Source organism: Bradyrhizobium sp. USDA 4504 (assembly GCF_054063995.1).
Genome location: NZ_JBSSGV010000001.1, coordinates 7,275,878 through 7,300,984, shown reverse-complemented (window position 1 = coordinate 7,300,984; position 25,107 = coordinate 7,275,878). Strand labels below are relative to the sequence as shown.

Sequence of the window (25,107 nt, the reverse complement as noted above, 5' to 3'; positions counted from 1 at the left end):
TAGTCTCTCCCGGCTCCTCGCTTCTTCTTCCCTCTCCCCTTGTGGCAGAGGGTGGATCGAATGAGCGAGAGCTCATTCGAGACGGGTGAGGGGTCTGTGTCCGCGGAGAGAACCCCTCATCCGGCGCGGACATCGTCCGCGCCACCTTCTCCCACAAGGGGAGAAGGAAAAAAGCTTAGCCGATCTCCGCCACCGCGGCGATGATGCGGGCGATGTCCTGCGGACGCGACAAGCGGTGGTCGCCGTCCTGGATCATGGTGAGCACGACATCTTCAGCCGGCAGGCGGTGCACCAGCGCGAAGGCGTGCTTCCACGGCACGTCGGGATCCTGCGCGCCCTGCAGGATGCGCACCGGGCAGCCGACGTCGATCTTGCTTCCGAGCAGCAAATGTTTGCGGCCCTCCTCGATCAGATTGCGTGTGATCGGATAGGGCGTGCCGTCGCCATAGTCGGACGGACGCAGCCACATGCCCTTGGCCTCGATCTCGGCGCGGACCTCCGGCGAGAAGGCCTTCCACATCAGCTCCTCGGTGAAGTCGGGCGCCGGCGCGATCAGCACGAGGCCGGCGAGCTGTGCCTTCCCGTTCCCGCGCCTGGCAATCTCGCGTGCGAGCAGCAGCGCCATCCAGCCGCCCATCGAGGACCCGATCACGACCTGCGGCCCACTGCAGAACTGCGAGAACACGGCCACGCTCTCCTCGAGCCAGCGGCCGATGGTGCCGTCGGCGAAATCGCCGCCGGATTCGCCGTGGCCGGAATAGTCGAACCTGACGCAGCCGCGGCCGTGCTCGGCCGCCCACGCATCGAGCGCCAGCGCCTTGGTGCCGGCCATGTCGGACTTGAAGCCGCCGAGCCAGAACAGCCCGGGATTGCTGCCGGCACGGGCCCGCACCGCGATCCGGCGCGCCTCGCTGCCCTCGCCGACCTCGATGAAGGCAGGTTCCTGTTCCGATGCGGCGGTTTGGCTCATGGTTCGGTCACTCGCGTGTCAGGCATCTGCTTTTCAATTGTCGCGCGGCACCGGTCAACGGCTGCGACCCCTGCCTTGCGGAGCAGACGAGCCCGCTATATGTGCCGGGCGTGGCCAAAATGCCTCGCAATTGGCGGTTTTGCCGCTTAAGAAGCGAGTTCGCTTGCCCGTTGCAGCATCTTGCTTCAAAATATCCGCCTTCCCTTTCACAACTTTGGAGAGTTACCCATTCGCCGTCCCAATAGAGCCCCGCCCACAGTCGCCAAAGAAGGGCCGCGCACCAATGACGAGATTCGCAACGCACAGATCCAGCTGATCGATGCGGAGGGTGTCAATCAGGGCACCGTCGAAACCATGGTGGCCATCAAGATGGCCATGGAAGCCGGCATGGATCTCGTCGAGATTTCGCCGAATACCAGCCCTCCCGTCTGCAAGATCATGGACTACGGGAAGTACAAGTATTCCGCGCAGAAGAAGGCTGCCGAAGCTCGCAAGAAGCAGAAGGTCGTCGAGATCAAGGAGATCAAGCTCCGCCCGATGATCGACGATCACGACTATGACGTGAAGATGCGCGCGATGCAGCGCTTCTTCGAGGAAGGCGACAAGGTCAAGATCACCTTGCGCTACCGCGGTCGTGAGATGGCGCACCAGGAGATCGGCACCAAGCTGCTGGACAAGGTGAAGGCCGACGTCGCCGAATTCGCCAAGGTCGAGCAGGACGCGAAGTTCGAGGGCCGCCAGGTCGTGATGGTTCTGGCGCCACGCTAGTTCGAATTTGTCGCTTTGTTGAAATGAAATGGCCCGTCAGGCGATCTGGCGGGCTGTTTCGTTTCCGTAGCCCGGATCCACCTCCCCTTGAAAAGGGGAGGTCGCTTTGCTCGCCGAGCAAAGCGGGTGGGGATCTGGTGCCCCCGCAGACGGGATCGCTTGCGGCTGACCCCCATCCCGACCTTCCCCCTTTCAGGGGGAAGGGGAAGACGGTTCCGACCCCGATTTCGCGCCGCAAACGTTGCAAAACCGCCGATCCTCTGTCATAAGCCGGGCCTTCGCCGCCCGGCTGATCAAGGGCTGCCGTGGCGACGTCTGGTGCAGGTTCTTTCAATTCGGAAAAAACCTTAGCACTTTCAACGCTCTAACGAGCATTTTAGCCGGCCGGACGCCTCTCGGGGCGATTTTCGTGCTGTGCGACAGGAGAGCCAAATGCCCAAGTTGAAGACCAAGTCGGGCGCTAAAAAGCGCTTCAAGGTGACCGCCACTGGCAAAGTCATGCACGCCCAGCGCGGCAAGCGCCACGGCATGATCAAGCGGACGAAGAAGCAAATCCGTCAGCTCCGCGGCACCCGCGTGCTGTTCAAGACCGACGGCGACAACGTCAAGAAGTACTTCTTGCCGAACGCCTGATCGCACCGATCGCTTGAACCCTCGCCGCGACTGCGCGGCGCCCCGTCACCTCTTCCAGATCAAGGATTTCCGTCATGTCTCGCGTCAAACGCGGTGTGACCGCTCACGCCAAGCACAAGAAAGTCTACAAGGCCGCCAAGGGCTATTACGGCCGCCGCAAGAACACCATCCGCGTCGCCAAGCAGGCCGTCGAAAAGGCCGGCCAGTACGCCTTCCGCGACCGCAAGCGCAAGAAGCGCACCTTCCGCGCGCTCTGGATCCAGCGCATCAACGCCGCGGTCCGTCCGTTCGGCATGACCTACAGCGTGTTTATCAACGGCCTCTCCAAGTCGGGCGTCGTCGTCGACCGCAAGGTGCTGTCGGATCTCGCGATCCACGAGCCGGTTGCGTTCCAGGCGATCGCCGAGAAGGCCAAGGCCGCGCTGGCCGCCTGAATCCTGGCGGGGCGGCCCTAACGCGATTTGGGGCCCGCCTTCAGCGCCTTCTGCGAATAGCGCTGGGCGACGATCGCCCGGCAGAACGCCGTGAACGAGCGGTACATGGTGCCGCTTTCGTGGTCGTATTTGTGGTCGCAGCGCTTGAGCTGGCCGGCATAGGCCTTCTTCTGCGACGCTCCGAGGCCGGACAGGAAGTCCCCCTCGCACCTCTTCTCGACCACGGCGCCGAACTGGACGTCTCCGCTGGCGCCGTATTCGCACGCCTCGAAGATCTTCATCGCGCGGTTGCAGCTCGGCGCCTTCTGAAGCTCCGCGATGATGTCGTCCATCTGGGTCGATTTGGCGGGACATTCCTCGGTCGCGGCATGCGCCGTGGTGAGCATCAACAGCACCGCCGGCACGGCCAGGCAAGATCGCAGCAACATCGCGTGGGCCTCCTTGAACTCCCCTTGGGTAGCCCGGCCTCCGCGCGGGGTTCAATGCTGCCGGCCACCGGCTCGAAATGACCGGCTTTTCGCTTGACGTTACCGCCTTCGGGCGGCGACAACCCAGCCGAATTTTGGCGCATGGTACCGGTTCGGGTAGCGGTTCTTCCCACCGGATCATGCTCCGCTCAAGCGCAGGAATTGACCGTGTCCGACCTCGCAACGCTCGAACAATCCATCCTCGACCAGATCGCCTCAGCCGCTGACGAGGCCGCCCTCGAGGCGGTCCGCGTCTCGGCGCTCGGCAAGAAGGGCTCGATCTCGGCCTTGCTCGCCACCCTCGGCAAGATGTCGCCGGAGGAGCGCAAGACCGAAGGCGCGAAGATCAACCTCGCCAAGGATGCGGTGACGCAGGCGCTCGCGGCCAGGCGCGACGTGCTGAAAGCGGCCGCGCTCGATGCGCGCCTCGCCGCCGAGACCATCGACGTCACGCTGCCGCTGCGCGAGGCGCCGGCGGAGACCGGCCGCATCCATCCGTTGAGCCAGGTCTGGGACGAACTCACCACGATCTTCGCCGACATGGGCTTTGCGGTCGCCGAAGGTCCCGACATCGAGACCGACGACTACAACTTCACCAAGCTGAACTTCCCCGAAGGCCATCCGGCGCGCGAGATGCACGACACCTTCTTCTTCAACCCGAAGGAGGACGGCTCGCGCATGCTGCTGCGGACCCACACCTCGCCGGTGCAGGTGCGCACCATGCTGACCCAGCAGCCGCCGATCCGCGTGATCTGCCCGGGCCGCACCTATCGCATCGATTCCGACGCGACGCACACGCCGCAATTCCATCAGGTCGAGGGCCTCGTGATCGACAAGGGTTCGCATCTCGGCCACCTCAAATGGATCCTGCACGAGTTCTGCAAGGCGTTCTTCGAGGTCGACCACATCAACATGCGGTTCCGGCCGTCGTTCTTCCCGTTCACCGAGCCGTCGCTCGAGGTCGACATCCAGTGCCGCCGCGACAAGGGCGAGATCCGCTTCGGCGAGGGCGAGGACTGGCTGGAGATTCTCGGCTGCGGCATGGTGCACCCCAACGTGCTGCGCGCCTGCGGCCTCGATCCCGACGTCTACCAGGGTTTTGCCTGGGGCATGGGCATCGACCGCATCGCGATGCTGAAATACGGCATCGCCGACCTGCGCCAATTGTTCGACAGCGACGTGCGCTGGCTCAGCCACTACGGCTTCAAGCCGCTCGACATCCCGTCGATCGCGGGAGGGCTGAGTACGTGAGTCAGGTTCTCCTTGACCTACGTCGCGCTCTCTCCGACAGCGCAACGTCCTTCCGAGCAAGTGGCTTACGCCTCTCCCCAATCCTCCCCCGCAAAGGGGGAGGGAGCCCTGCCGCCGTCGCAAGCACGCTAGTCAACACCAACAAGAACCGAGGCATGCAGCCGTGAAGTTCACCCTCTCCTGGCTGAAGGAACATCTCGAGACCGACGAGCCGCTCGACAAGCTCGCTGACAAGCTCACCATGATCGGGCTCGAAGTCGAGAACATCGAGGACAAGGCGAAGGCGCTCGCGCCGTTCACCATCGCGCGCGTGATCTCGGCCGAGCAGCATCCGAATGCGGACCGGCTGCGCGTGTGCATGGTCGACACCGGCGACGGGGCTGAGCCGGTGCAGGTGGTGTGCGGCGCGCCGAATGCGCGAGCCGGGCTGATCAGCGTGTTCTCGCCGCCCGGCACCTACATCCCCGGCAAGAACATCACCCTCGGCGTCGGCACTATCAGAGGCGTCGAGAGCCGCGGCATGCTGTGCTCGGCGGCGGAATTGCAGATCTCCGAGGATCACGACGGCATCATGGAGCTGCCGGCGGACGCGCCGCTCGGCAAGGGCTATGCCGACTGGGCCGGGCTCGGCGATCCCACCATCGAGATCAATTTGACGCCGAACCGGCAGGACTGCACCGGCGTGCACGGCATCGCGCGCGATCTGTCCGCCGCCGACATGGGCAAGTTCAAAGACCCCGGCATCAGGCCGATCAAGGGCGAATTCCCCTGCCCGGTCGAGGTGAAGGTGGAAGACGCCACGCTGTGTCCGGGCTTCGCGCTGCGGCTGGTGCGCGGCGTGAAGAACGGCCCGTCGCCGGAATGGCTGCAGAAGCGGCTGACCTCGATCGGCCTGCGCCCGATCAACGCGCTGGTCGACATCACCAACTTCATGACCTACGACCGCGCCCGCCCGCTGCACGTGTTCGACGCCAAGAAGGTGCAGGGCAACCTCACCGTCCGCCGCGCCAAGGACGGCGAGACGCTGCTCGCGCTCGACGGCCGCACCTATACGCTCGACAGCAACATCTGCGTGATCGCCGACGAGCACGGCGTCGAATCGCTCGCCGGCATCATGGGCGGCGAAGCCTCGGGCTGCGACGACAACACCACCGACGTGCTGATCGAATCGGCGCTCTGGAACGAGATCAACATCGCGCAGACCGGCCGGAAGCTCGGCATCAATTCGGACGCGCGCTATCGCTTCGAGCGCGGCGTCGATCCGGCCTTCATGGTGCCCGGGCTCGAGCTCGCGACCAAGCTGGTGCTGGCGCTGTGCGGCGGCACGCCGTCCGAGAACGTCGTGGTCGGCAAGCAGTTCGGCGAGGATCGCGTCATCGACTTCCCGCTCAGTGAAGTGAAGCGCCTCGCCGGCATCGAGGTGCCGCTGGTCGAGGTGAAGCTGATCCTCACCCGGCTCGGCTTCATGCTGGCCGGCAACGGCCCCGTGGTGAAGATCGCGATCCCGTCCTGGCGCACCGACGTGCACGGCAAGGCCGACATCGTCGAGGAGATCGTGCGCATCGTCGGCGTCGACAAGGTGCCGATGACGCCGTTCGAGCGCGGCGAGGAGCCGCGCAAGCCGGTGCTGACGCCGATGCAGCTGCGCACCCGCCGTGCCAAGCGCGCGCTCGGCGTGCGCGGCATGGTGGAAGCCGTGACCTGGTCGTTCATCACCAATGACGCGGCAAAACTGTTCGGCGGCGGCCAGAGCGAGCTCGTGCTTGCCAACCCGATCGCGGCCGATCTTTCCGACATGCGGCCGAGCCTGCTGCCGGGCCTCGTCGCGGCGGTTCAGGCCAACATCAATCGTGGCTATCCCGATGTGGCACTGTTCGAGGTCGGCCAGGTGTTCCGCGGCGACCGCCCGGAGGACCAGTTGGTCGCCGCCTCCGGCGTGCGCCATGGCTTCGCCTCGTCGAAGGGGATCGGGCGGCACTGGGCCGGCTCGGCTGCGGCGGATGCGATGGATGCCAAGGCCGACGCCTTCGCCGTGCTGGCGGCCGCCGGCGCGCCGATGCAGGCGCTGCAGATCGTCCCCGGCGGTCCGGCCTGGCTGCATCCGGGGCGCTCCGGCACCATCCAGATCGGCCCGCAGAACGTGCTCGGCACTTTCGGCGAGCTGCATCCGCGTGCGGCCGAGGCGCTCGGCGCCGACGGCCCGATGATCGTGTTCGAGGTGATCCTCGAGCGCATCCCGCAAGGCAAGCAGCGGGCGACGCGCGCCAAGCCGGTGCTGGAGCTCTCGGCATTCCAGCCGGTGTCGCGCGACTTCGCCTTCATCGTCGATCGCAGCGTCAAGGCGGGCGACATCGTCCGCGCGGCGCAGAATGTCGACAAGAAGCTGATCACTGATGTGACCGTGTTCGACGTCTACGAAGGCAAGGGCATCGACCCCGACAAGAAGTCGATCGCGATCGCGGTGACGATCCAGCCGCGCGAGAAGACCATGACCGACCAGGAGATCGACGCGGTCGCCGCCAAGGTCGTCGCCGATGTGACCAAGAAGACCGGCGGCACGCTGCGCGGGTGATGTGAACCACAGGCGGTCTATTGCACCGTCACCCTGAGGAGGCCGCGTAGCGGCCGTCTCGAAGGGTCGACGGCCCCGCCTGTGGCCGTGCATCCTTCGAGGCTCGCTCTGCTCGCACCTCCAGCGACAAAGGCGAAACCTTTGCGCGGGGATGACGGGTCTGAGTAGGGGCGCTTTGAGTTGCCAGCCAGCTAGTCGAATCTCGTTATCCTTTCATGACCTCCTTCAGCCTGATCCCCTCCGACATCTCGACCAGCATCGCGCTCGCGATTTGCGCGATCGCCTTCGTGTCGGGCACGGCGCGCGGCTTCTCGGGCTTCGGCTCGGCGCTGATCTTCATGCCGCTCGCGAGCAGCGTCGCGGCGCCGCGGCTGGTGGCGGCGCTGCTGCTCGTCATCGACTTCATCGCCGCCACGCCGCTGCTGCCGAACGCCTGGACCCACGCCGACCGCAAGGCGACCGCGGTCATGGTCGCCGGCGCGCTGGTCGGCGTCCCCATCGGCACCTATTTCCTGACCGTGCTCGAGCCTGTCACGACGCGCTGGATCATCTCCTGCTTCGTCGCGGTGCTGCTCGCACTGCTGCTGTCGGGCTGGCGCTATCACGGCAAGGAGCACGTCGCCCTCTCCGTCGGCGTCGGCGGCCTCTCCGGCTTCTGCAGCGGCCTCGCGCAGACCGGCGGCCCGCCGATCGTCGCCTACTGGCTGGGCCGCCCGATCTCGTCGGTGATCTCGCGCGCCAATATCGTGCTGTTCTTCGGTGCCTCGGACTTCTTCTCGCTGGTCAGCTACTGGTTCACCGGCCTGATCACGATCGAATCGGTCAAGTTCTCGCTGATCGTCGGCCCGATCTACGGCATCGGAGTCTGGTTCGGCGCCGCGCTGTTCGGCAAGGCGAGCGAAAATGTGTTTCGCGCGATCTGCTACGCGCTGATCGCGGCTGCCGTCATCGTCGGCCTGCCGGCGCTTGATGGCATCCTGCGCGGCGGCTAGGGTCGCAGCACAAAAAAGAGACCAGGGAGACACCGATGATCGATCGCCGCAACGCATTGAAACTGGCGCTCGGCAGCGCCGCCGTGCTCGCGGCACCGGGCGTGCGCGCGCAAACCGACAAGGCGCGGACCCGCATCGTGTTCCTCGGCACCAAGGGCGGGCCGCGCGTCGGCAACGGCGCTTCGAACCCTGCCAATCTCGTCGTCGTCAACGATACCCCGTTCGTGATCGATTGCGGCATGGGCGTCAGCCGCCAGCTTGTGCGCGCGGGCGTGCCGATCCCGCAGGTCAAGTACATCTTCATCAGCCATCATCATTCCGATCACAATCTGGAATACGGCAATCTGTTCTACAACGCCTGGGCGGCCGGCCTCTCGACGCCGATCCATTCGTTCGGCCCCAAGGGCATCGAGGCGATGACCAAGGAATATTGGGAGCTGAACAAGTTCGACGTCGAGACCCGGATCGAGGACGAAGGCCGCCCGGACCCGCGCAAGCTGCTGATCGCGAAAGACATCAGGGACGACGGTGTGGTGCTGAAGACATCGGACGTCACCGTGACCGCGTTCCGCACGCCGCATCCGCCGATCACGGATAACTTCGCCTACAAGTTCGAGACCCCGGACGGCACCATCGTGTTCTCCAGCGACACCGCCTACAACCCGAAGCTCGCCGAATTTGCCAAGGGCGTCGACGTGCTGGTGCACGAATGTCTCTATGTCCCCGCGGTCGATCGCCTGGTCGCCACGACCAAGAACGGCGCCACGCTGAAGAAGCATCTGCTCGACAGCCACACCTCGACCGAGGACGTCGGCCGCATCGCAGCCGCCGCCGGCGTGAAGACGCTGGTGCTCAGTCACTTCGTCCCCGGCGACGATCGGCAGGTCACCGACGATGACTGGACGAGGGACGTGAAGAAGAACTATTCCGGCCGCATCGTGGTGGCCAAGGATCTAATGGAGCTGAAGCTGCCGGTGTGATCGGACAAATCATGTCGCGAGAATGCGGATTCATGACCACCTGCTGCGCAACATACTCGGTGCCGTCCCTGCGAAAGCACTAGTGCATCTACACGTTTGTCGGGCCATTTGCGAGGATTTGGAAGCGGGCCATTCCGGTGTGGAAGGTGATTGGTCCAGGTGGACGGTGGGAGGCGTAGCCGGTCCATCCGCCGAGTTTTGCGATGATCCATGCCGCCCAAGCAAGAGTGTTGGGGCGATGGTGGTTTTTCTGAAGCTCGGTGCGACCTTTCATGGTTTTGTTGATGGCCCTGAGCGTCTCGATCTCTTCTGCGGTGAAGACAAATTCAGCCGGCAATTCTTCGCCACTGTTGCGGGCCTGAACGAGTTGAATGACGATACATGCCGCTCTGGTGGCGACCGCCACGAGCTTGATCAGGCCTTCGGCGCTCTCGATCTGACTATCCTCGATGCGCAAACCCTGGCTCTTCAGCGAGCGAAAGAGTTGCTCAATGATCCAGCGCTGGCGGTACCAGGAGACGATCTGCCAGGCGTCTTTAACGGTGGCGACCGGATGAGTGGTCAGGAGCAGCCAGCGAATGGGCTCCGCACCTCTCGGCGGATGCAACTCGACCACTTCTACGAAGCTGAGTTTGATGCCCTCCGCCAAGTCGGTGACGCCGGGCCTCTGCGGCCGCTTGAGCACGACGGTTCCGAAGCGCATCGAGAGATGGGCCTGCCGGCCGCGCCGATCCATTCGCTGCGGCAGATCGATCACCGCGTTGTCGCAGAAGCGGCTCCGCTCGACCGCCTGATAAAGTGTGTCGCCATCGACCAGCGCATGGTCGTGCATGGCACGCGACAGAAGATGGACATTCTCAGCTGGCGTCAGCGCCCAGTGAGCAAAGAAATCCCCCTCGCGGTCGTTGACGACGGTGATCATGCGGGCATCTGCCAGGACGTCGCGGCCTTGCTCGGCGGCCGTCACCCAGCGCGCCGACTCCTTGTCGGCCAAGGCGCGCCGCTCATGCGGGATTTTTACCTTGCCTTTGCGCGTCCAAACGTTGCCGCCAGTAAGGCCAAGACAGACCCCGCTGTCGGCATCCACCGCCATCATCGCATGCAACAGCACGCCGCGAGCATTGCCCTTGCCGACTTTGCCCAGCCCGCGCCGCCGTCCCGCCTGGGTCTGGAACTTGACCTCGCTCGTATCCTGGATCGCCAGCACATGACGCCCGCTGACCGCAGTCCGCGTCTGCGTGTTCCAGCCCTCAATCAATTTATCGATCGTGACTTGGGGGTTGTTCACAAACCGCCAGAACGTCATATTGGCAGCCCAATCGCCCCGGGCCATCTGGCGCAAGCAGACGCTGCGCGTGCAAAGCATAGCCCGGAGAAGCGTCGCCCCCTTTTGTCGAGACGAACGTCCCCGAACTCACCCAAAGACAAATCCGGCTGCATCGCTGGCGCTCCTTCGAATCAAAGCGCCAGTGAGAGAATCATACAACATGCTGCAGAGACGCCACTTCTTGCTGCACCGAGTCAATCTGTCGCGCCCCAAAACCGTGTAGACACGCTAGTGCTTTCGCAGGGACGACATCTGTCGTGCGGCAGCACTCGCCACCAAATCAAATCATCGCACACACGACGGTAAGGCCGGCCGCGCTCAACCGTCACCTCACCCGACCGTCAATTCATCGCCCCGGAGCGAGGCGACGTGCGGCGCTTGTGTTTTGCGGCGGGCGCTGCGGGCGCCGGTGTCGCTTCCTTCGCCCCGCCGATCCTGCGCAGCGCGGCGTCGGCGGCGCGCTCGCCGCTGTCCCAGGCGCCGTCGATGGTGCCCCACAGCGTCTCATGGGTGGCCTCGCCCGCGAGATACATCGCGCCGATCGGCTCGGCCAGGATTCGGCGCGAGAATTGTGCGCCGGGTGCAGCAGCCGACATCGCGCCCATAATGAAGGGCTGCGCATTCCAGCGCGTCGCGCTGGTCTTCTTCACGGCGGCGCCGACCTCGCTGCCATAGAGCTTGGTCAGCCATCCCACTGCGAAAGCCGACATCGCCTGCTCGCCCTGCGCCGACAGGTCGCGGCCGAACGAGCCTGCGACGTCGATCGTACACAGCGAGGAGCCTGCAATATTGCCGTAGAGCAGCGCCGTCTTGGTCGAATTGCTCTGCTCGATGATGACGTCATCGCGCGACAGTCCGAGCGGATTGCCGGGGATCTGCAGCGCGATGCGATCGTAGCTGCCGAGGCTGAGCTTGGCGGCGGCATCGAGCGCGCGCTTCGGAAGCTCCGGCGCGAATTTGATATTGCCGCTCGCGAGCACGTTGCTCGACACCGTGACGATGGCGGCGCGCGCGGTGATCTTGCCGGAGGGCGTCTCGACCATGACGTCGCGATTGCTCCACAGGATACGCTGCGCCGGCGTCGACAGCGCCAGCGGCAGTCCTTCGCCGAGCTTTGCGATCAGCGCGCCGAGCCCCTGCCGGCAAGCGATCGCGGTGTTGCGATCCTGCGCGCGCACCTTGTCGACGGCGGAGAGATCCTTCAGATCCTTGCCGCAGAAATTGGGCCCGAGCAGGAATTCCGCGGTGCCGGCCCAATCGCCGAGATCCTTCGGCATCGCAGCGGCGCAGGCGATATCGGCCTTGCGCCCAGCGTCGTCGATGGCGCGATTGGCGCGCACCAGCGCCGCCAAAAACTCCTCGGTCTCGCCGGGGCGGGCATAGCGCCGGCCGATGCGAATCTTCTGCCCCGCAGGCGCCGTGACGATGTCGAGGCCCGCGGAGCGGGCCAGCCGGATCATCGGATTGGTCTCGGGATTGTGCATCCAGCGCGCGCCGCGGTCGAACGGCACGCCGAATGTCGATGCATCGGTCTGGCAGCGACCGCCGACCTGGCCCGCCGCCTCCACCACGATCACCTTGCGGTTGGCGGCAACGATCCGTCGCGCCGCGGCAATGCCTGCGGCCCCTGCGCCGATCACGACGATGTCGGCCTCGCGCGGCGGCGGCGCCGCAAGCACCCGGCCGCCCAGCGCAGGCACCAGCGCGAAGGCTGCGGACGCCGACAGGAAATCGCGGCGGGTCACGGTCATGACATAGCTTCTGGCATGGTTTCCGGGGACTTGCGGAGAACGGGAACGCTTCGCGAACTGTGCCGCATCTCACCGACCGCAGCAACCATCACGGTAAATCAATCATGATTGATCCGCCGATGGCATGAACTAAATTGCAACAGCTTGCGACCATGATTAAGTGAAACACAAGCGGTCATAGAACCGCTGGGGGAAATCCATGGGCGTAATGCTCGATACCGTCGGTAAATGGATCGCGGGGTACCTGCAGAAGGAAGTCCCCGGTTACGAGCCGTTCACGCCGAGCGACCCGGACCATCTGCGGAGCATCATGCAGCCCGGCGACGTGCTGCTGGTCGAAGGCAACAACCGGATTTCCGGCATCATCAAATACCTCACGCAGTCGACCTGGTCGCACGCCGCGCTGTTTGTCGGGCCGATCGACGGCGCGTTCGAGCCTGACGGCGAACAGCATGTGCTGATCGAGGCCAATATCGGCGAAGGCGTGACCTCCGCGCCGCTGTCGAAATATCTCGCCTACCACACCCGCCTCTGCCGTCCGGTCGGACTGTCGTTCGAGGACCGCACCACGGTGTGCCGCTACGCCATCAACCGCATCGGCTTCGGCTACGACACCAAGAACATCGTCGATCTCGCGCGCTATCTGTTTCCGCTGCCGATCCCGCAGCGCTGGCGCCGCCGCATGATCGCGTTCGGCTCCGGCGATCCGACCAAGATCATCTGCTCGGCGCTGATCGCGCAGGCGTTCGACGCCGTGCGCTATCCGATCCTGCCCAAGATCACGCGCGCCGCCAGCCGCAAGGCGCGCCGCGAGATCCTGCATATCCGCGATTCTTCGCTCTACATGCCTCGCGATTTCGACATCTCGCCCTATTTCGAAGTCGTCAAACCCACCATCGTGCACGGTTTCGACTATACGGCCCTGCACTGGGCCGACAAGCAGAAGCCGCTCCAGGAGGTGGCGGGCGAATTCGGTGTGTTTCCAGAACGTAAGTCGCCGCCGCTTGTTCCTGAAGCGACTGACGAAGAGACGGCGCTTCCGGCTGCGGAAATGACCGCGGAAGGTCGCGCGCCGGTGTGACGATCAGAACGTTGCCGCAAGCGTCAGCCGAACGGCAAGCGGCTCGGCAGGATGCACATGGCGGTCGGCGACGCCATCGATCGGCTCGCCCGGCAGCCGCGACAGATAGTAGTATTCGATCTGGTTGGTTTGCGCGTTGAAGAGATTGAGGACGTCGAGCTGCAGCCGCATCCCGTTGTCGAATTTGTAGCCGGCGCGGGCGTTGACGATGAATGACGACAGCGAGCGCACGCTGTCATCCTCGATCAGCGGGCGCGGGCCGAAATAGCGGGCGCGCAGGCTGCCGAACCAGCCGGTCTCGCGGCCGAAGGTGACGCCGCCGCTGGCGACCCAGGCCGGCGCACCCGGAATGAAATTGCCGGCCGGATCGACATCCGTGAAGCGGGCGCGGGTATAGGCGAGGTCGAAATCGAGGCTCACCCACGGCAAGAGCTTGTACTGGTTGGTCCACTCGACGCCGACGCGCCGGCTCGGCCGGCTCGGCTCGGTGGTGCCGGCATCGCCGACGAACAGCAGCTCGGAATCGAAATCGAGCACGAACACGGCGAGCGACGAGGTGAGGCCGTCGATCGCCCTGGTGCGGATGCCGAGTTCGGCGCCCTTCGAGCGCACCAGCAGCGGCACGCGCTCGAGCGGCGTCACCTTGTCATTGGGATCGACGGTGATGGTCGCGCCCCTGATGTCGTTGGAATGCAAGCCGAAGCCGGCATTGCCGTAGAACTCGGTCCTGGACCAGGGGCCGAGCACGATGCCGGCCTTCGGGCTCGTCATCGCCGCCTGGGCGTTGCCGGAATTCTGCGGCGTGTCGCTCAGCACATGGCCGGCAAAATAATCCTCGCGGATGCCGACCGTGGTGCGCAGCCAGTCGGTCCAGCGCGCGGTGGTATCGGCCCACAGCGCGACGCTACCCTCCTGCACCTGGTCGTTGCGCACGCTGGACAGGATCTCGCGCTGCACGGTCTTGAACAGACCGACATTGATGTCGTCGTAGCGGGTCTGCACGCCGACCCGGGTCTGCGTATCGACGCCGGCGAAACGAAGGTCGAAAGCATGGCTGGCGTCGAGGCCATAGACGGTGCGCCTGTCGGTCTGGCTGAACTGGTCACCGTTGACGGGGTCGTCGAGGAAATAGGTGAAGTTGTTGTCAAGCTGCAGCGACGAGCGGATCACATAGGCGTTGAGCTTGCTCTGCCCGTAGTCGCTGGACTGCGCCCAGTTGCCGGACAGGCTGAAGCGGCTGGCGGTGCCGCCATCGGTCGGATCGAGCGTGCCATAACGGCCGATCAGGCCCTGGTCGATCGCACGTTGCGCGACCTGGTCGGTCGAATTCCAGCCATTGGAATAGGCCATCGCGGTCAGCGAGAAGCCGTCGGTCGCGGTACCCTGGCTATAGCGCAGTACGCCGTTGAGCTTGCGAATGTCGTCGGGCACGTCCCACGGGCCATTGTATTTGTTGGCCTCGAAGGCTGCGAGCAGCGTGCCATCGCCGGCCTTGGCCGAGCTGGCTGTCATCGCGCGCAGATAGCCGAAGCTGCCAACCGTCAGCTCGGCGATGTTCTTCGGCAGTGCGTTCAGATAATTGATGTCGACCGCGCCGGCGGAAGCGAAGTCGCCCTTGTCCGCGTAGTATGGACCCTTGCGGACATCCATCGACCGGATCAGCTCCGGGATCAGGAAATTGATGTCGGCATAGCCCTGGCCATGACCATGGGTCGGCATGTTGACCGGCATGCCGTCGACGGTGATGGCGAGGTCAGTGCCGTGATCGAGATTGAAGCCGCGCAGAAAATATTGATTGGCTTTGCCCTCGCCGGAATGCTGAGTGACGATCAGACCCGGCACCACCTCCAGAACTTCGCCGACGCGCGAGATCGGCCGCGCATTCACCTCGTCGCCGCTAATCTGCCGCGCGCTGGCGGCGGTCGGTTGCAGATCGGACGCGGACACGGTCGCCGAGCCGCCGGTGATTCCGTCGCTCGCAGCGGTGGGTTGACTTGGTTGGAGCGCGGCAGGCTTGCGGCCGCCGCTGGCGACATGGCGCGGACGCCGGGACGGTCTGGCGTGCCTGGGTGGCGCCTGGTCCGGCGACGTTACCGTCACCGGCGGCAACTGGCCGGGCACGGTGGCGACCGCCTGCGCTTCGGCGGCCGGCGCAAATGCTGCAATGGACGCGGCGGCGGGAAATATCCGCCATGCAGTACGACGCAACGCCCATGCCCCCGCATGATACCTGTTACAGTCACGCGACGACCGCACCAGTCCAACCAACCTCGGCAAAGCGACGCTAGCAAGCACAGTATGACGTTACAAGAAAAATGTCATACCGCCAGGCAATCGAGCCACCACGGATAATCCATGCAACGCATCACCATCACCATCGAGGATGACCTGCTCGCGGAGATCGACGCCGCCGCCGAGGCGCGCGGCTATCAGAACCGCTCCGAGATCATCCGCGATCTCGCACGCGCCGGCTTGCAGCAGAGCGCGGAAGAGGCGCCGTCAGGGCAATGCGTCGCGGCGCTGGTCTATGTCTACGACCACGCCGCGCGCGATTTGTCGAAGCGGCTGGTGCAGAATTTCCACGGCCATCACGACCTGTCGCTGGCGACGCTGCATGTGCATCTCGACGACGACAGCTGCATGGAGGTGACGGCGCTGAAGGGTGCCAGCAGCGAGGTCCGCCATCTCGCCGATCACGTCATCGCCGAACGCGGCGTGCGTTACGGCCGCGTGGTGATGATCCCGACCGCCCCGGACAAGAAGCCGCGCAAGCGGGGGCACGGGCACGATTGAGAGCGTGTCGTCTCGTAGCCCGGATGGAGCGCAGCGAAATCCGGGAAGCTCCGTCTGCGGGCGAGGCCCCGGATTTCGCTTCGCTCCATCCGGGCTACGCAATGAATACGCTACGCCGCCCTCGCCTTGGTGCCGCGCGGCAGGCCGGCGCGGGCGAGACCGCCATAGAGCGCCTCGTTCGGCATCTCCGATTTCAGGATCGCGCGCACCTCGACCAGGCGATCGAGATCGATGCCGGTCGGAAATCCCTTGCTCTCGCAGAGAAAGACGAGGTCCTCGAACACGACATTGCCGGTGGCGCCCGGCGCGAACGGGCAGCCGCCGAGGCCGCCGAGCGAGCCGTCGAGCACGCGGGCGCCCTCATCGAGCGCGGCGGAAGCATTCGCGATGCCCATGCCGCGGGTGTCGTGCAGATGCACGCAGACCGGCTTCGATCCCGCGATCTTCACCGCGCCCCGCGTCAGCTCGCCGACCTGCTTCGGCCCGGCATAACCCACCGTGTCCGCAATCGCGACCATGTCGACGCCGACCTCGTAGAGCTTCTCGGTGAGGCGCAGCACCTCGTTCGGATCGACGGGACCGACGATCGAGCAGCCCAGTGCCATCGAGATCGCGGCATTGACCAGCGGCTTGTGCGCGCTGGCATCGCGCAGCTCGCAAAGCCGCTTGATGTTCCCGATCGCGGATTCGCGCGAGCGGTTGGCGTTGGCCTGGCTGTGCTCCTCGGTCGCCGATACCACCGAGGCGATCTCGGCAACGCCGGTGGCCAGCGCCTCGTTGACGCCGCGCTCGTTCAGCGCCAGCGCGACGCCGTGCGCCCCGGGCAGCGCGGCGATGGAGGCGACCACGTCGCGGACATCGACGAATTGCGGGAAGGTCTTGGCCGGCAGGAACGAGCCAACCTCGAAATGCCGTACGCCGGCGGCGTATTCATCGCGCACCCAGCGCTGTTTCGCCGCGGTCGACGGGAACGTCTTCACGAGTTGCAGCCCGTCGCGCAGGCCGACCTCTCGCAGGCTCACCTTGTCGCTCGGATAGATATCGTGGACACGGGTCATGTCAGCCTCATGCAGCGTTTCCGGTTGATGAAATCGTCTGTTGTGTGAGCTCGGCGCGCACCGCTTCGGTATCGGCGCCGAGCACCGGCACCTTCAGACCTTCGCCGATATTGCGGCCGTTCCATTCGAGCGGCAGCGCGGGGACGCGGAACGGCTTGCCGTCGGCGTTCACGTTGTTGACCAGCCCGCCGGGACGCAGCACATGCGGATCCCCGAGCAGATCCTCCGGCCGGTTGATCGGCGAGAAGCAGATGTTAAGCGCGTCGAGCCTCGCCGAGAGGTCCGCCACGTTCCAATCCTTGATCACCGCGGCAACGCGCGGAATGATCCGGTCGCGCGCCATGATGCGGTCCGTGGTCGAGCGCAGCGTCGGATCGTCGGCGAATTCCGTGAGGCCGAACTCGCGGCAGAAGCTCTGCCAATGACCTTCGGTGACGACGCCGATGAAGATGCGATCGCCGCCGGCGGTATCGAAGATGTCGTAGATCGGCCAGGCATGCTCGCGTTCCGGCATCGAGCGCGGCTTGCGTCCGGTCATCTCGTACTCGACCATGTGCTGGGCGACCAGGAACAGGCAGTTCTCGAACAGGCCGATGCGGATGTCAGCGCCGCTCCTGTCGCCGCCACGCTTCTGATAGAGCGCGGCGAGGATCGAGATCACCCCGAACATGCCGCCCATGATGTCGTTGGCGGAGGAGCCGACGCGCTGCGGCTTGTCGCGCGTGCCGGTCATCGCCGCGAGCCCCGACATCATCTGCACGACCTCGTCGAGCGCCGGCCGATGATCATAGGGACCGGACAGAAAGCCCTTGTGGCCGGCGATGATCAGCTGCGGATATTTTTGGCGAAGCTCCTCGGCGCCGAGCCCCTGCTTGTCGAGCTGGCCGTCGCGAAAATTCTCCAGGAACACGTCGGCGCTGGCAAGCAGCCGGTGCATCGTGTCGCGGTCCTCGGACTTGGCGAAGTCGAGCACCACGCTGCGCTTGCCGCGGTTGAACAGCGGGAAGAACGACACTCCCATGCCGCCGAGCGAACGGGTCTTGTCGCCAGCGGGCGGTTCGACCTTGATCACCTCGGCGCCGAGTTGCGCCAGGATCATGCCGCAGGTCGGCCCCATCACCATGTGGGTCATCTCGACGACCCTCACGCCTTCCAGCGGCAGTCCGTTCCCGGTCATCGGTTTCTCCGTGCTCGTTGCGCTCTTGTTCTGACGCGTTTCTTCACGCGAACCGGTATCCGCTTCGCTCGAAAACGCTTTGTGATCGGCGCAGGTTAGGCTTCCGCACGCTATCTGAAAAATATAATCTGTCGAATAGAGTATTCGTGGTTCTAGAACGCTGAACCCTCATGGATTCGCGCCAGCTTCGCTATTTCATCGCGGTTTACGAGCAGCGCAACCTGTCGCGGGCGGCGGATCAGGCCAACGTCGCGCAATCCGCGCTCAGCCACCACATCGCTAATCTGGAAGCTGAATTCGCCACGCCGCTGTTCGAGCGCAAGCCACGCGGCATGGAACCGACCGCGGCGGGCGAGCGGCTCTATGAACATGCCCGCATCATCCTGCGCGCGATGGCGGCGGCCGAGCGCGAGATCAAGGAAGGCGCCAGCGTGATCGCCGGCGATATCTCGATCGGCATGGCCAATTCCGGGATGAAGGCGATCGGCGTGCCGCTGATGCGCACCGTGCTGACGAAATATCCGAACCTGAAGCTGTCGCTGACCGAGAGTCTCTCCGGCGCGACGCTGCTGCATCTGCTGAGTTCCGAGGTCGACCTCGCGCTGGTCTACAATCCGCCGTCGGAAAAGGACTTGGTCGCCGAGCCGGTGCTGGAGGAACAGATGTTCTGCGTCGGCACCGAGAAGCTGATCGGGAAGAAAACGCCAATCACCTTCGAGGAGGTGACGCGGCTGCCCCTGATCCTGTTGCGGTACGGACTATCGGCGCGCGCGCTGCTGGATGATCCCGTGCTGCTGAAGCGGCTCGAGGCCAATGCGATCATGCATCTCAACTCGACCAGCGGCATGATCGGCGCGCTGACCGCGGGCTTGGGCTGCACGATCGCGACGACGCATTTCGTCAGCGAGCCATTGAAGGCACGATCGCTGGTCGCGCGCGAAGTCATCGAACCAAAACTGACCCGCACGCTCTATCTTTGCCGCTTGCGCAACCGCCCAATGACTTACGTCATGGAGGAGATGTGCCGCCTGATCCGCGCCCTGATCGCAGACCAAGTGGGCCGCGGCGCCTGGGAGGCGACGCTGCTGATCTGAATGTATGACCCAGTGGTTGCACAGGTTCAGTGTCGTCCCTGCGAAAGCAGTGACCCATAACCACCGAACCGCAAAGTTGCGCACCAGTGGGACGACGAGTCCCTTTCACGACACCCGCCGCGGAGTATGGGTTCCTGCTTTCGCAGGGGCGACAGTTGAACAAGCCGTTTGAAAGGTGAATCAATGCAACCCTCCCCCCTGAGTTCGAAAATATCGAACGATTCCTTCGATATGTTCGTCTGGATTTCTGGCTCCCGGCTGCCAAACATGCGCGACCGGCACGCCTTCGCAAGAAGGGCGGCCGTTGCACCATTCGGGGAGGACCATCATGAGCGCCGTCGAACTCGGCTCGGTCGCCGATCTCGCCACCACGACAAGCGGACCCGACCAGATTTCGCGACGGCTCGAGGCGCTGCCCACGTCCGGCTACGTCTGGCGGCTGGTGATTCTACTCTCGCTCGGCGGCTGCTTCGAAATCTACGACCTGTTCTTTACCGGCTATATCGCGCCGGGCCTTGCCCGCAGCGGATTGATGACCACGACGACGCAGGCGTTCTTCGGCTTCTCCGGGATCGGCGCCTTCGTCGCGGCGACCTTCGCCGGCCTGTTCGTCGGCACGTTCTGCCTCGGCTTCCTCGCCGATCGCTTCGGGCGCAAGGCGGTCTTCACCTGGTCGCTGCTGTTCTACAGCGCCGCATCCGTGATCATGGCGTGCCAGACCACACCCGGCGGCCTGCTGCTGTGGCGCTTCATCGCCGGGATCGGGATCGGCATCGAGGTCATCACCATCGACGCCTACATCACCGAGTTGGTGCCGAGCTGGATGCGCGGCCGGGCGTTTGCGATCAACCAGGCGGTCATGCTGTCGGCGGTGCCGATCGTCGCGGCACTCGCGTGGTGGCTGGTGCCGCTCTCGCCGCACGGCATCGACGGCTGGCGCTGGGTCGTGCTGATCGGCGCCGCCGCCAGCATGATCATCTGGGTGCTGCGGCTCTACGTTCCGGAAAGCCCGCTCTGGCTGGCCCGCCATGGCCGCGCTGCCGAGGCCGAGACAATCATGCGGACGCTCGAAGCCGCATCGCCGACGGCGGCGCCGCGCCCGACCGCGACGGCAGCGATGGCGCCGGCAGGTGCGCCGGCCGAGACCGGCTATGCCGACCTGTTCAGGCCGCCCTACGCCTCGCTCGTCGTGCTGTTCATGATCTTCAATCTCTGCCAGGCATTCGGCGTCTACGGCTTCTCCAACTGGGTTCCGGCGCTCTTGGTGCAGAAGGGCATCAACGTCACCAAGAGCCTGCAATATTCCTTCATCATCGCCTTCGCCTATCCGCTCGCGCCGCTCTTGGCCGCAACCTTCGCCGACCGCTTCGAGCGCAAATGGATCATCTGCGGCGCGGCCACCGCGATCTCGGTGTTCGGTCTCGCCTTCTCGCAGCTCACCGAGCCGGTGCTGCTGATCGCCAGCGGCGTGCTGGTGACGGGGGCCAACATGACGCTGTCCTACGCCTATCACGCCTACCAGACCGAGGTGTTCCCGACCGCGATCCGGGCGCGCGCCGCGGGCCTCGTCTATTCGATGAGCCGGCTCAGCGCGACCTTCTCCGGCTTCATCGTGGCGTTCATGCTGAAGGAGGCCGGCGTCGGCGGCGTGTTCGGCCTGATCACCGCGGCGATGGTCATCGTGATCATTGCCATCGGTGTCTGGGGACCGAACGTCCGCGGCAGGCCGCTCGACGCCTAGAGCATTTCGCTCGAAAACGCTCTCGCCGCGGCACAAACGGCACTTGCCGAAGCCATATTGGGTGTCTACCTCTCGCGGGTCATTTGTGCAGAGGTAACCCAGTCATGTTAGCCGCCGCCGTCAAGGCGCTTTCGCAAATCCTGTCGCCGCCGATGCGCTCGATCCTGTGGCGCTCGATCGGGCTTGCGCTGGTGCTGATCACCGTGCTGGCGATCGGATTGCAGCGGCTGCTGAGCTGGTTTGCCGACTATGGAGAGGTCTGGGCCGAAGGCATGCTCGGCCCCAATTTCCATTCCACGCTGCACGTGCTGTCCTGGATCGTCTCGATCTCGGCGGGCCTTGGCGTCGTGCTCGGCGGCATCTTCCTGATGCCGGCGATCACCTCGCTGGTGGCGAGCCTGTTTGTCGACGACGTCGCCGACCATGTCGAGCGCGAGCATTATCCGGCCGACCATCCCGGCGTGGCGCTGCCGGTGACGCTCGCGACGATCGAGGGCGTCAAGACCGCGCTGCTGACGATCCTGGTCTATCTGGTCGCGCTGCCGTTCGTGCTGTTCGCGGGCGCGGGCTTCATCATCTTCTTCCTCGCGACCGCCTGGCTGCTCGGCCGCGAGTATTTCGAGCTTGCGGCGATGCGGTTCCGCTCGCCTGATGACGCCAAGGCGATGCGCAAGGAGAACGCGGCGACGGTCTTTACCGCGGGCCTGTTCATCGCTGCCTTCGTCTCGATCCCGATCGTCAATCTGGCGACGCCGCTGTTCGGCATGGCCTTCATGGTGCACATGTACAAGCGGCTGTCGGGCCCGCGGCGCGAGTTGATCGAACCGGCGCGGCGAACCAACGTGTCCTCGGTCTAGGTGGTATCCGGAAGCTCGGGCAGCGATGCCGGCACCCGATCGCTTGCGAAGGGCACGAGCAGCAGTCCGACGATCGCCACGCAGGCGAGCATCGCCCATGCTTCGTTCACGGTGAGTGCGAGCGACGCCCGTTCGACCAACGGCCGGATGAATGCCACCGTGGCGTCGTCCGGCAGACCCGGCGGCCGGTCGATCAGCAACTTCGGATCGAGCCCGATCGCCTGCGCCGCAGTGACATCCCCCGCCAGCAGGCGCAGGCGGAAATCCTCGCCATAGATCGGGCTTCGCCCATAGAGGATGGTATCGATCAGGGCGATCCCGATCGCGCCGCCCAGATTGCGCATCAGATTGAACAGTCCGCTGGCGTCGGCAATGTCCGCCTCCGGCAGGGCGCCCAGCGCAATGCGCGTCGGCGGTAGCAGGCAGAACATGATCGCGACGCCACGCACGACCTGCGGCCAGAACATCTCGCCAAAATCCGCCGTGCGCGGCTGAATGGCGCTCCAGCCGAGGCCGAGCGCGAACAAGGCGAAGCCCGCGCCGGTCAGCCGCCGCGCGCCGACGCGGCTTTCGAGGATCGCCGCAAGCGGCGCGGCGGCGAGCTGCGCAACCCCCGTGACCAGCATGATCGTGCCGATCTCGAAGGCGTCATGGCGGCGGACGAAACCGAGGAATACCGGCATCAGATAGGTCGATCCATACAGGCCAATGCCGAGGCAAAAGCTCAGTGCGCAACCGATCGCGAACGGACGCCGCTTGAAAAGCGTCAATTGCGCGATCGGATCCACCGCGCGGAGCGTGCGCCGGATCAGCAATGCCATCCCGGCAATGCTTCCGATCAGCAGGCCGAGACCAGGCATCGACGCCCAACCGCGTTGCGGCGCTTCCTTCAGACCAATCATGAAGCTTGCGAGCGTCGCTGCGAGCAGGACAAGCGACCATTTATCCAGTCTGGAGAACGCCCGAAGCTGCACGCCTTCCCTCGGAAGCAGCAACGGCGTGACCGAGGCCGCCACCGTTCCCGGAACCAGATTGATCAGGAACAGCCATGGCCACGACCAGGTCTGCGTGATCCAGCCGCCGACGACGGGTCCGACGGTCGGCGCGAGCACCGCGACGACGCCGCCGATCGTGGTGGCCACCGGATGAAGCCGCGCCGGGAACAGCGTGAACACGGCGGAGAACACTGCGGGGATCAGCACGCCGCCGGAAAATCCCTGCAGCACGCGAAACGCCAGCAGCGCGGCAAAGCCGCCGCTGAGGGCGCAGCCGACCGAGGCGGCAGTGAACAGGCTCACCGCAAGCGCGAACAGCCATCGCAACGACAGCGCATGCGTGAAGAGGCCGGTCAGCGGGATCGCGATCACCTCCGCGATCAGATAGGCGGTCTGGATCCAGCTCATCGCCGCCGGCGAGATCGCTAGCGCGCGCTGGATCGTCGGCAACGAGGTTGCGACGACCTGGATGTCGAGAATCGCCATGAACATGCCGAAGCACATCAGGAGAAAGCCGGTCCAGGTCGCAGCCGATGGGCCGTCGGTTCGGTGATCCGCCTTGCTCATGGCGTGCTTGTGCGCGGCCAATCGGAGACGGAGAGCGCGCGGTTCTCGATCCGAATCCGGACCGCAAGCACCGCGAGATTGAGGAGGGTAAAGATCAGCGCCAATCGCGGCAGGTGGAGCGCGAGGGGAAGAAGTGCGATTTCACCGACCACGACGGCGTAGTTTGGATGCGGGAAATATCGGTACGGCCCGGATGCGATCAGCGGCGCGCCCGGCAGCACGACGATTCGCGTGGTCCATCGCGGCCCCAGCGCGACGAGGATCCATATCCGCAAGCCTTGCAGCACCAGGAAACCCGCCAGCGCGGCCAGATTGACGTCCTGGTCGCGGCCCCAGATCCACAGCGCGGTCAGCCAGCCGGCGTGAACCAGGACAATGAGCGGGTAGTGATTGGCGCCGACCTCGACCGCGCCTCGTGCGAGAAGCCGCTCGGTGTTGCGACGTGACAGCACGAGCTCGCCGAGACGCTGCAGCGTGACCAGCAAGAGGATGACCGACGCGAAGCTCACGCCGCGTGCCTGAGCGCAACGCAGCTGAGCGTGAAGCCCGGCCCGAGCGCCGTGAGCAGCGAGCGCGGCGGCAATCCCTTGGCGCCGGCTCGTTCGAGAACAAAGAGAACCGTCGGGCCCGACATGTTGCCGCAAGCCGCGATGACGTCGCGTTCGTGATCGAGCGTGCCCTGATCGAGCGCGAGTGCCCGCTCCAGCGCGGCGATGACCTTGGCGCCGCCGGGATGGCAGAGGAAGCGGTCGATGTCATCGGCGGTCAGCTGCATCCGCGCCAGGATTTCGGCGACGGCTGGTCCAACATGGTCGCGGACGAAATCCGGAATGGTTCGCTGAAAGACCACGCCGAATCCTTCCGGATCGACCGTCCAGCCCATGATGTCGAGCGTATCCGGCCACAGCTTTTCGCCCATCGCCTCGATCCGCGTCGCGCCACCGTCGCCGGCACGCAGCACGATCGCGGCCGCGCCATCGCCGAACAGGCTGGCCGCAACGATATTTGCCTTGGTGAGCTCGTCGTGCCGGACCGCGAGCGTGCAGAGTTCGAGCGCAACCAGCAGCACGTTCGCTCCCGGCCGCGCTTCGGCCAGCCGCGCCGCGATCGACAGGCCCGACACGCCGCCCGCGCAGCCCAGGCCGAACACCGGCACGCGCGACACATCCGTCCGCAGACCGAGCTTGCCGGCGACGCGCGCCTCCAGCGTCGGCGTGGCTATACCCGTCGAGCACACCGTGACCACGATATCGATGTCCCCGCCGGTCAGGTCGGCGCGCGCAATCGCCTTGCGGGCCACGTCGACGTACAGCGTCTCCGCGCCCTCCAGGAACGCCAGCGTTCGCTCCGGCCAGCCGCGCCGTTCGAGATACCATTCGATCGGCTTGACGCCGTAGCGATGCTGGATGCCGGTGTTGGCGAACAGGCTGGAGAGCGTCTCGAATTCGGCATAGCGATCGGCGAGGAGATTGCGCGCGGCCTGCAGGACCTGTCCCTGATGGAATAGATGCGGTGGAACCGCCGTCGCCAGGGAAACAAGCGCGGCCGTCTGCTTTATCTCGATCATCATGGCTCCATTTCCCCCGCTCTTGGAACCGC

Annotated in this window: 22 protein-coding genes; 12 read left to right on the top strand and 10 right to left on the bottom strand. The window is 65.0% G+C overall.

The genetic code is table 11. The features are described from left to right. Window positions 1–175: 175 nt before the first annotated feature. Complete coding sequence (locus tag ACVMB1_RS34220) at window positions 176–970, bottom strand: alpha/beta hydrolase (RefSeq protein ID WP_076833754.1); 795 nt, start codon at window positions 968–970, stop codon at window positions 176–178. Between the two features lie 228 nt (window positions 971–1,198). Here ACVMB1_RS34220 and infC point away from each other — a divergent pair, with 228 nt between their 5' ends. The 3 genes from infC (at window position 1,199) to rplT (ending at window position 2,805) form a co-directional block, all read left to right on the top strand. After that, window positions 1,199–1,738 (top strand): translation initiation factor IF-3, encoded by a 540-nt coding sequence (gene infC / locus ACVMB1_RS34215; RefSeq protein WP_026192043.1) that lies wholly within the window; start codon window positions 1,199–1,201, stop codon window positions 1,736–1,738. Between the two features lie 432 nt (window positions 1,739–2,170). Continuing rightward, window positions 2,171–2,371: a 50S ribosomal protein L35 gene (rpmI, locus tag ACVMB1_RS34210; protein ID WP_008539890.1), complete on the top strand. Its 201-nt coding sequence runs from the start codon at window positions 2,171–2,173 to the stop codon at window positions 2,369–2,371. A 74-nt stretch (window positions 2,372–2,445) separates the two neighbouring features. Then, window positions 2,446–2,805, top strand: coding sequence for a 50S ribosomal protein L20 (rplT, locus tag ACVMB1_RS34205; protein WP_018269297.1), 360 nt, complete (start codon window positions 2,446–2,448; stop codon window positions 2,803–2,805). 17 nt (window positions 2,806–2,822) lie between these two features. On the opposite strand, the gene ACVMB1_RS34200 is transcribed toward rplT, so the two are convergent. Then, window positions 2,823–3,233 (bottom strand): hypothetical protein, encoded by a 411-nt coding sequence (locus ACVMB1_RS34200; RefSeq protein WP_057020377.1) that lies wholly within the window; start codon window positions 3,231–3,233, stop codon window positions 2,823–2,825. A 207-nt stretch (window positions 3,234–3,440) separates the two neighbouring features. Here ACVMB1_RS34200 and pheS point away from each other — a divergent pair, with 207 nt between their 5' ends. The 4 genes from pheS to ACVMB1_RS34180 all read left to right on the top strand — a co-directional run bounded on the left by pheS (window position 3,441) and on the right by ACVMB1_RS34180 (window position 9,067). Continuing rightward, entirely contained in the window at window positions 3,441–4,523 is a 1,083-nt protein-coding gene (gene pheS / locus ACVMB1_RS34195; RefSeq protein WP_076833859.1) for a phenylalanine--tRNA ligase subunit alpha, read from the top strand. A gap of 163 nt (window positions 4,524–4,686) precedes the next feature. Beyond that, complete coding sequence (gene pheT / locus ACVMB1_RS34190; protein ID WP_076833752.1) at window positions 4,687–7,095, top strand: phenylalanine--tRNA ligase subunit beta; 2,409 nt, start codon at window positions 4,687–4,689, stop codon at window positions 7,093–7,095. A gap of 215 nt (window positions 7,096–7,310) precedes the next feature. Further along, window positions 7,311–8,087, top strand: a complete 777-nt coding sequence (locus tag ACVMB1_RS34185) for a sulfite exporter TauE/SafE family protein (RefSeq protein WP_076833750.1) — start codon at window positions 7,311–7,313, stop codon at window positions 8,085–8,087. A 35-nt stretch (window positions 8,088–8,122) separates the two neighbouring features. Continuing rightward, a complete protein-coding gene (locus ACVMB1_RS34180) occupies window positions 8,123–9,067 on the top strand; it encodes an MBL fold metallo-hydrolase (RefSeq protein ID WP_076833748.1) in 945 nt (314 codons plus the stop codon). An 88-nt stretch (window positions 9,068–9,155) separates the two neighbouring features. Here the strand turns inward: ACVMB1_RS34180 and ACVMB1_RS34175 are convergent, their stop codons facing one another. Further along, entirely contained in the window at window positions 9,156–10,400 is a 1,245-nt protein-coding gene (locus tag ACVMB1_RS34175; RefSeq protein ID WP_253626092.1) for an IS4 family transposase, read from the bottom strand. A 335-nt stretch (window positions 10,401–10,735) separates the two neighbouring features. Continuing rightward, window positions 10,736–12,145, bottom strand: a complete 1,410-nt coding sequence (locus tag ACVMB1_RS34170) for a flavin monoamine oxidase family protein (protein ID WP_076833746.1) — start codon at window positions 12,143–12,145, stop codon at window positions 10,736–10,738. A gap of 199 nt (window positions 12,146–12,344) precedes the next feature. Here ACVMB1_RS34170 and ACVMB1_RS34165 point away from each other — a divergent pair, with 199 nt between their 5' ends. Beyond that, complete coding sequence (locus ACVMB1_RS34165; protein ID WP_057020373.1) at window positions 12,345–13,226, top strand: YiiX/YebB-like N1pC/P60 family cysteine hydrolase; 882 nt, start codon at window positions 12,345–12,347, stop codon at window positions 13,224–13,226. Between the two features lie 3 nt (window positions 13,227–13,229). Here ACVMB1_RS34165 and ACVMB1_RS34160 read toward each other — a convergent pair whose 3' ends face one another. Continuing rightward, a complete protein-coding gene (locus ACVMB1_RS34160) occupies window positions 13,230–15,434 on the bottom strand; it encodes a TonB-dependent receptor (protein ID WP_244558981.1) in 2,205 nt (734 codons plus the stop codon). 147 nt (window positions 15,435–15,581) lie between these two features. Here ACVMB1_RS34160 and nikR point away from each other — a divergent pair, with 147 nt between their 5' ends. Next, window positions 15,582–16,019, top strand: a complete 438-nt coding sequence (gene nikR / locus ACVMB1_RS34155) for a nickel-responsive transcriptional regulator NikR (RefSeq protein WP_076833744.1) — start codon at window positions 15,582–15,584, stop codon at window positions 16,017–16,019. 110 nt (window positions 16,020–16,129) lie between these two features. Here the strand turns inward: nikR and ACVMB1_RS34150 are convergent, their stop codons facing one another. Then, window positions 16,130–17,077: a hydroxymethylglutaryl-CoA lyase gene (locus ACVMB1_RS34150; protein ID WP_076833742.1), complete on the bottom strand. Its 948-nt coding sequence runs from the start codon at window positions 17,075–17,077 to the stop codon at window positions 16,130–16,132. 7 nt (window positions 17,078–17,084) lie between these two features. Beyond that, on the bottom strand, window positions 17,085–18,254 hold the full coding sequence (locus ACVMB1_RS34145) for a CaiB/BaiF CoA transferase family protein (protein ID WP_076833740.1): 1,170 nt from the start codon (window positions 18,252–18,254) through the stop codon (window positions 17,085–17,087). A gap of 170 nt (window positions 18,255–18,424) precedes the next feature. On the opposite strand from ACVMB1_RS34145, the gene ACVMB1_RS34140 reads away from it, so the two are divergent. From ACVMB1_RS34140 to ACVMB1_RS34130, 3 genes are all read left to right on the top strand, one after another. Further along, window positions 18,425–19,348, top strand: coding sequence for a LysR family transcriptional regulator (locus tag ACVMB1_RS34140; RefSeq protein ID WP_076833738.1), 924 nt, complete (start codon window positions 18,425–18,427; stop codon window positions 19,346–19,348). 328 nt (window positions 19,349–19,676) lie between these two features. Beyond that, window positions 19,677–21,089, top strand: coding sequence for an MFS transporter (locus tag ACVMB1_RS34135; protein ID WP_076833736.1), 1,413 nt, complete (start codon window positions 19,677–19,679; stop codon window positions 21,087–21,089). Window positions 21,090–21,193: 104 nt separating this feature from the next. Next, window positions 21,194–21,946 (top strand): sulfate transporter family protein, encoded by a 753-nt coding sequence (locus tag ACVMB1_RS34130; protein ID WP_057020368.1) that lies wholly within the window; start codon window positions 21,194–21,196, stop codon window positions 21,944–21,946. On the opposite strand, the gene ACVMB1_RS34125 is transcribed toward ACVMB1_RS34130, so the two are convergent. The 3 genes from ACVMB1_RS34125 to ACVMB1_RS34115 are packed head-to-tail and all read right to left on the bottom strand — an operon-like array spanning window position 21,943 to window position 25,066. Next, on the bottom strand, window positions 21,943–23,508 hold the full coding sequence (locus ACVMB1_RS34125) for a DHA2 family efflux MFS transporter permease subunit (RefSeq protein WP_371852181.1): 1,566 nt from the start codon (window positions 23,506–23,508) through the stop codon (window positions 21,943–21,945). The two genes, ACVMB1_RS34130 and ACVMB1_RS34125, sit on opposite strands and share 4 nt — an antisense overlap. Continuing rightward, window positions 23,505–24,017 carry an isoprenylcysteine carboxyl methyltransferase family protein gene (locus ACVMB1_RS34120; protein ID WP_076833735.1) on the bottom strand — a complete coding sequence of 171 codons (513 nt, stop codon included), beginning with the start codon at window positions 24,015–24,017 and terminating at the stop codon, window positions 23,505–23,507. Before ACVMB1_RS34120 ends, ACVMB1_RS34125 begins: the two co-directional genes overlap by 4 nt. Further along, on the bottom strand, window positions 24,014–25,066 hold the full coding sequence (locus ACVMB1_RS34115) for a type III polyketide synthase (protein WP_141339866.1): 1,053 nt from the start codon (window positions 25,064–25,066) through the stop codon (window positions 24,014–24,016). Before ACVMB1_RS34115 ends, ACVMB1_RS34120 begins: the two co-directional genes overlap by 4 nt. Window positions 25,067–25,107 lie beyond the last annotated feature (41 nt).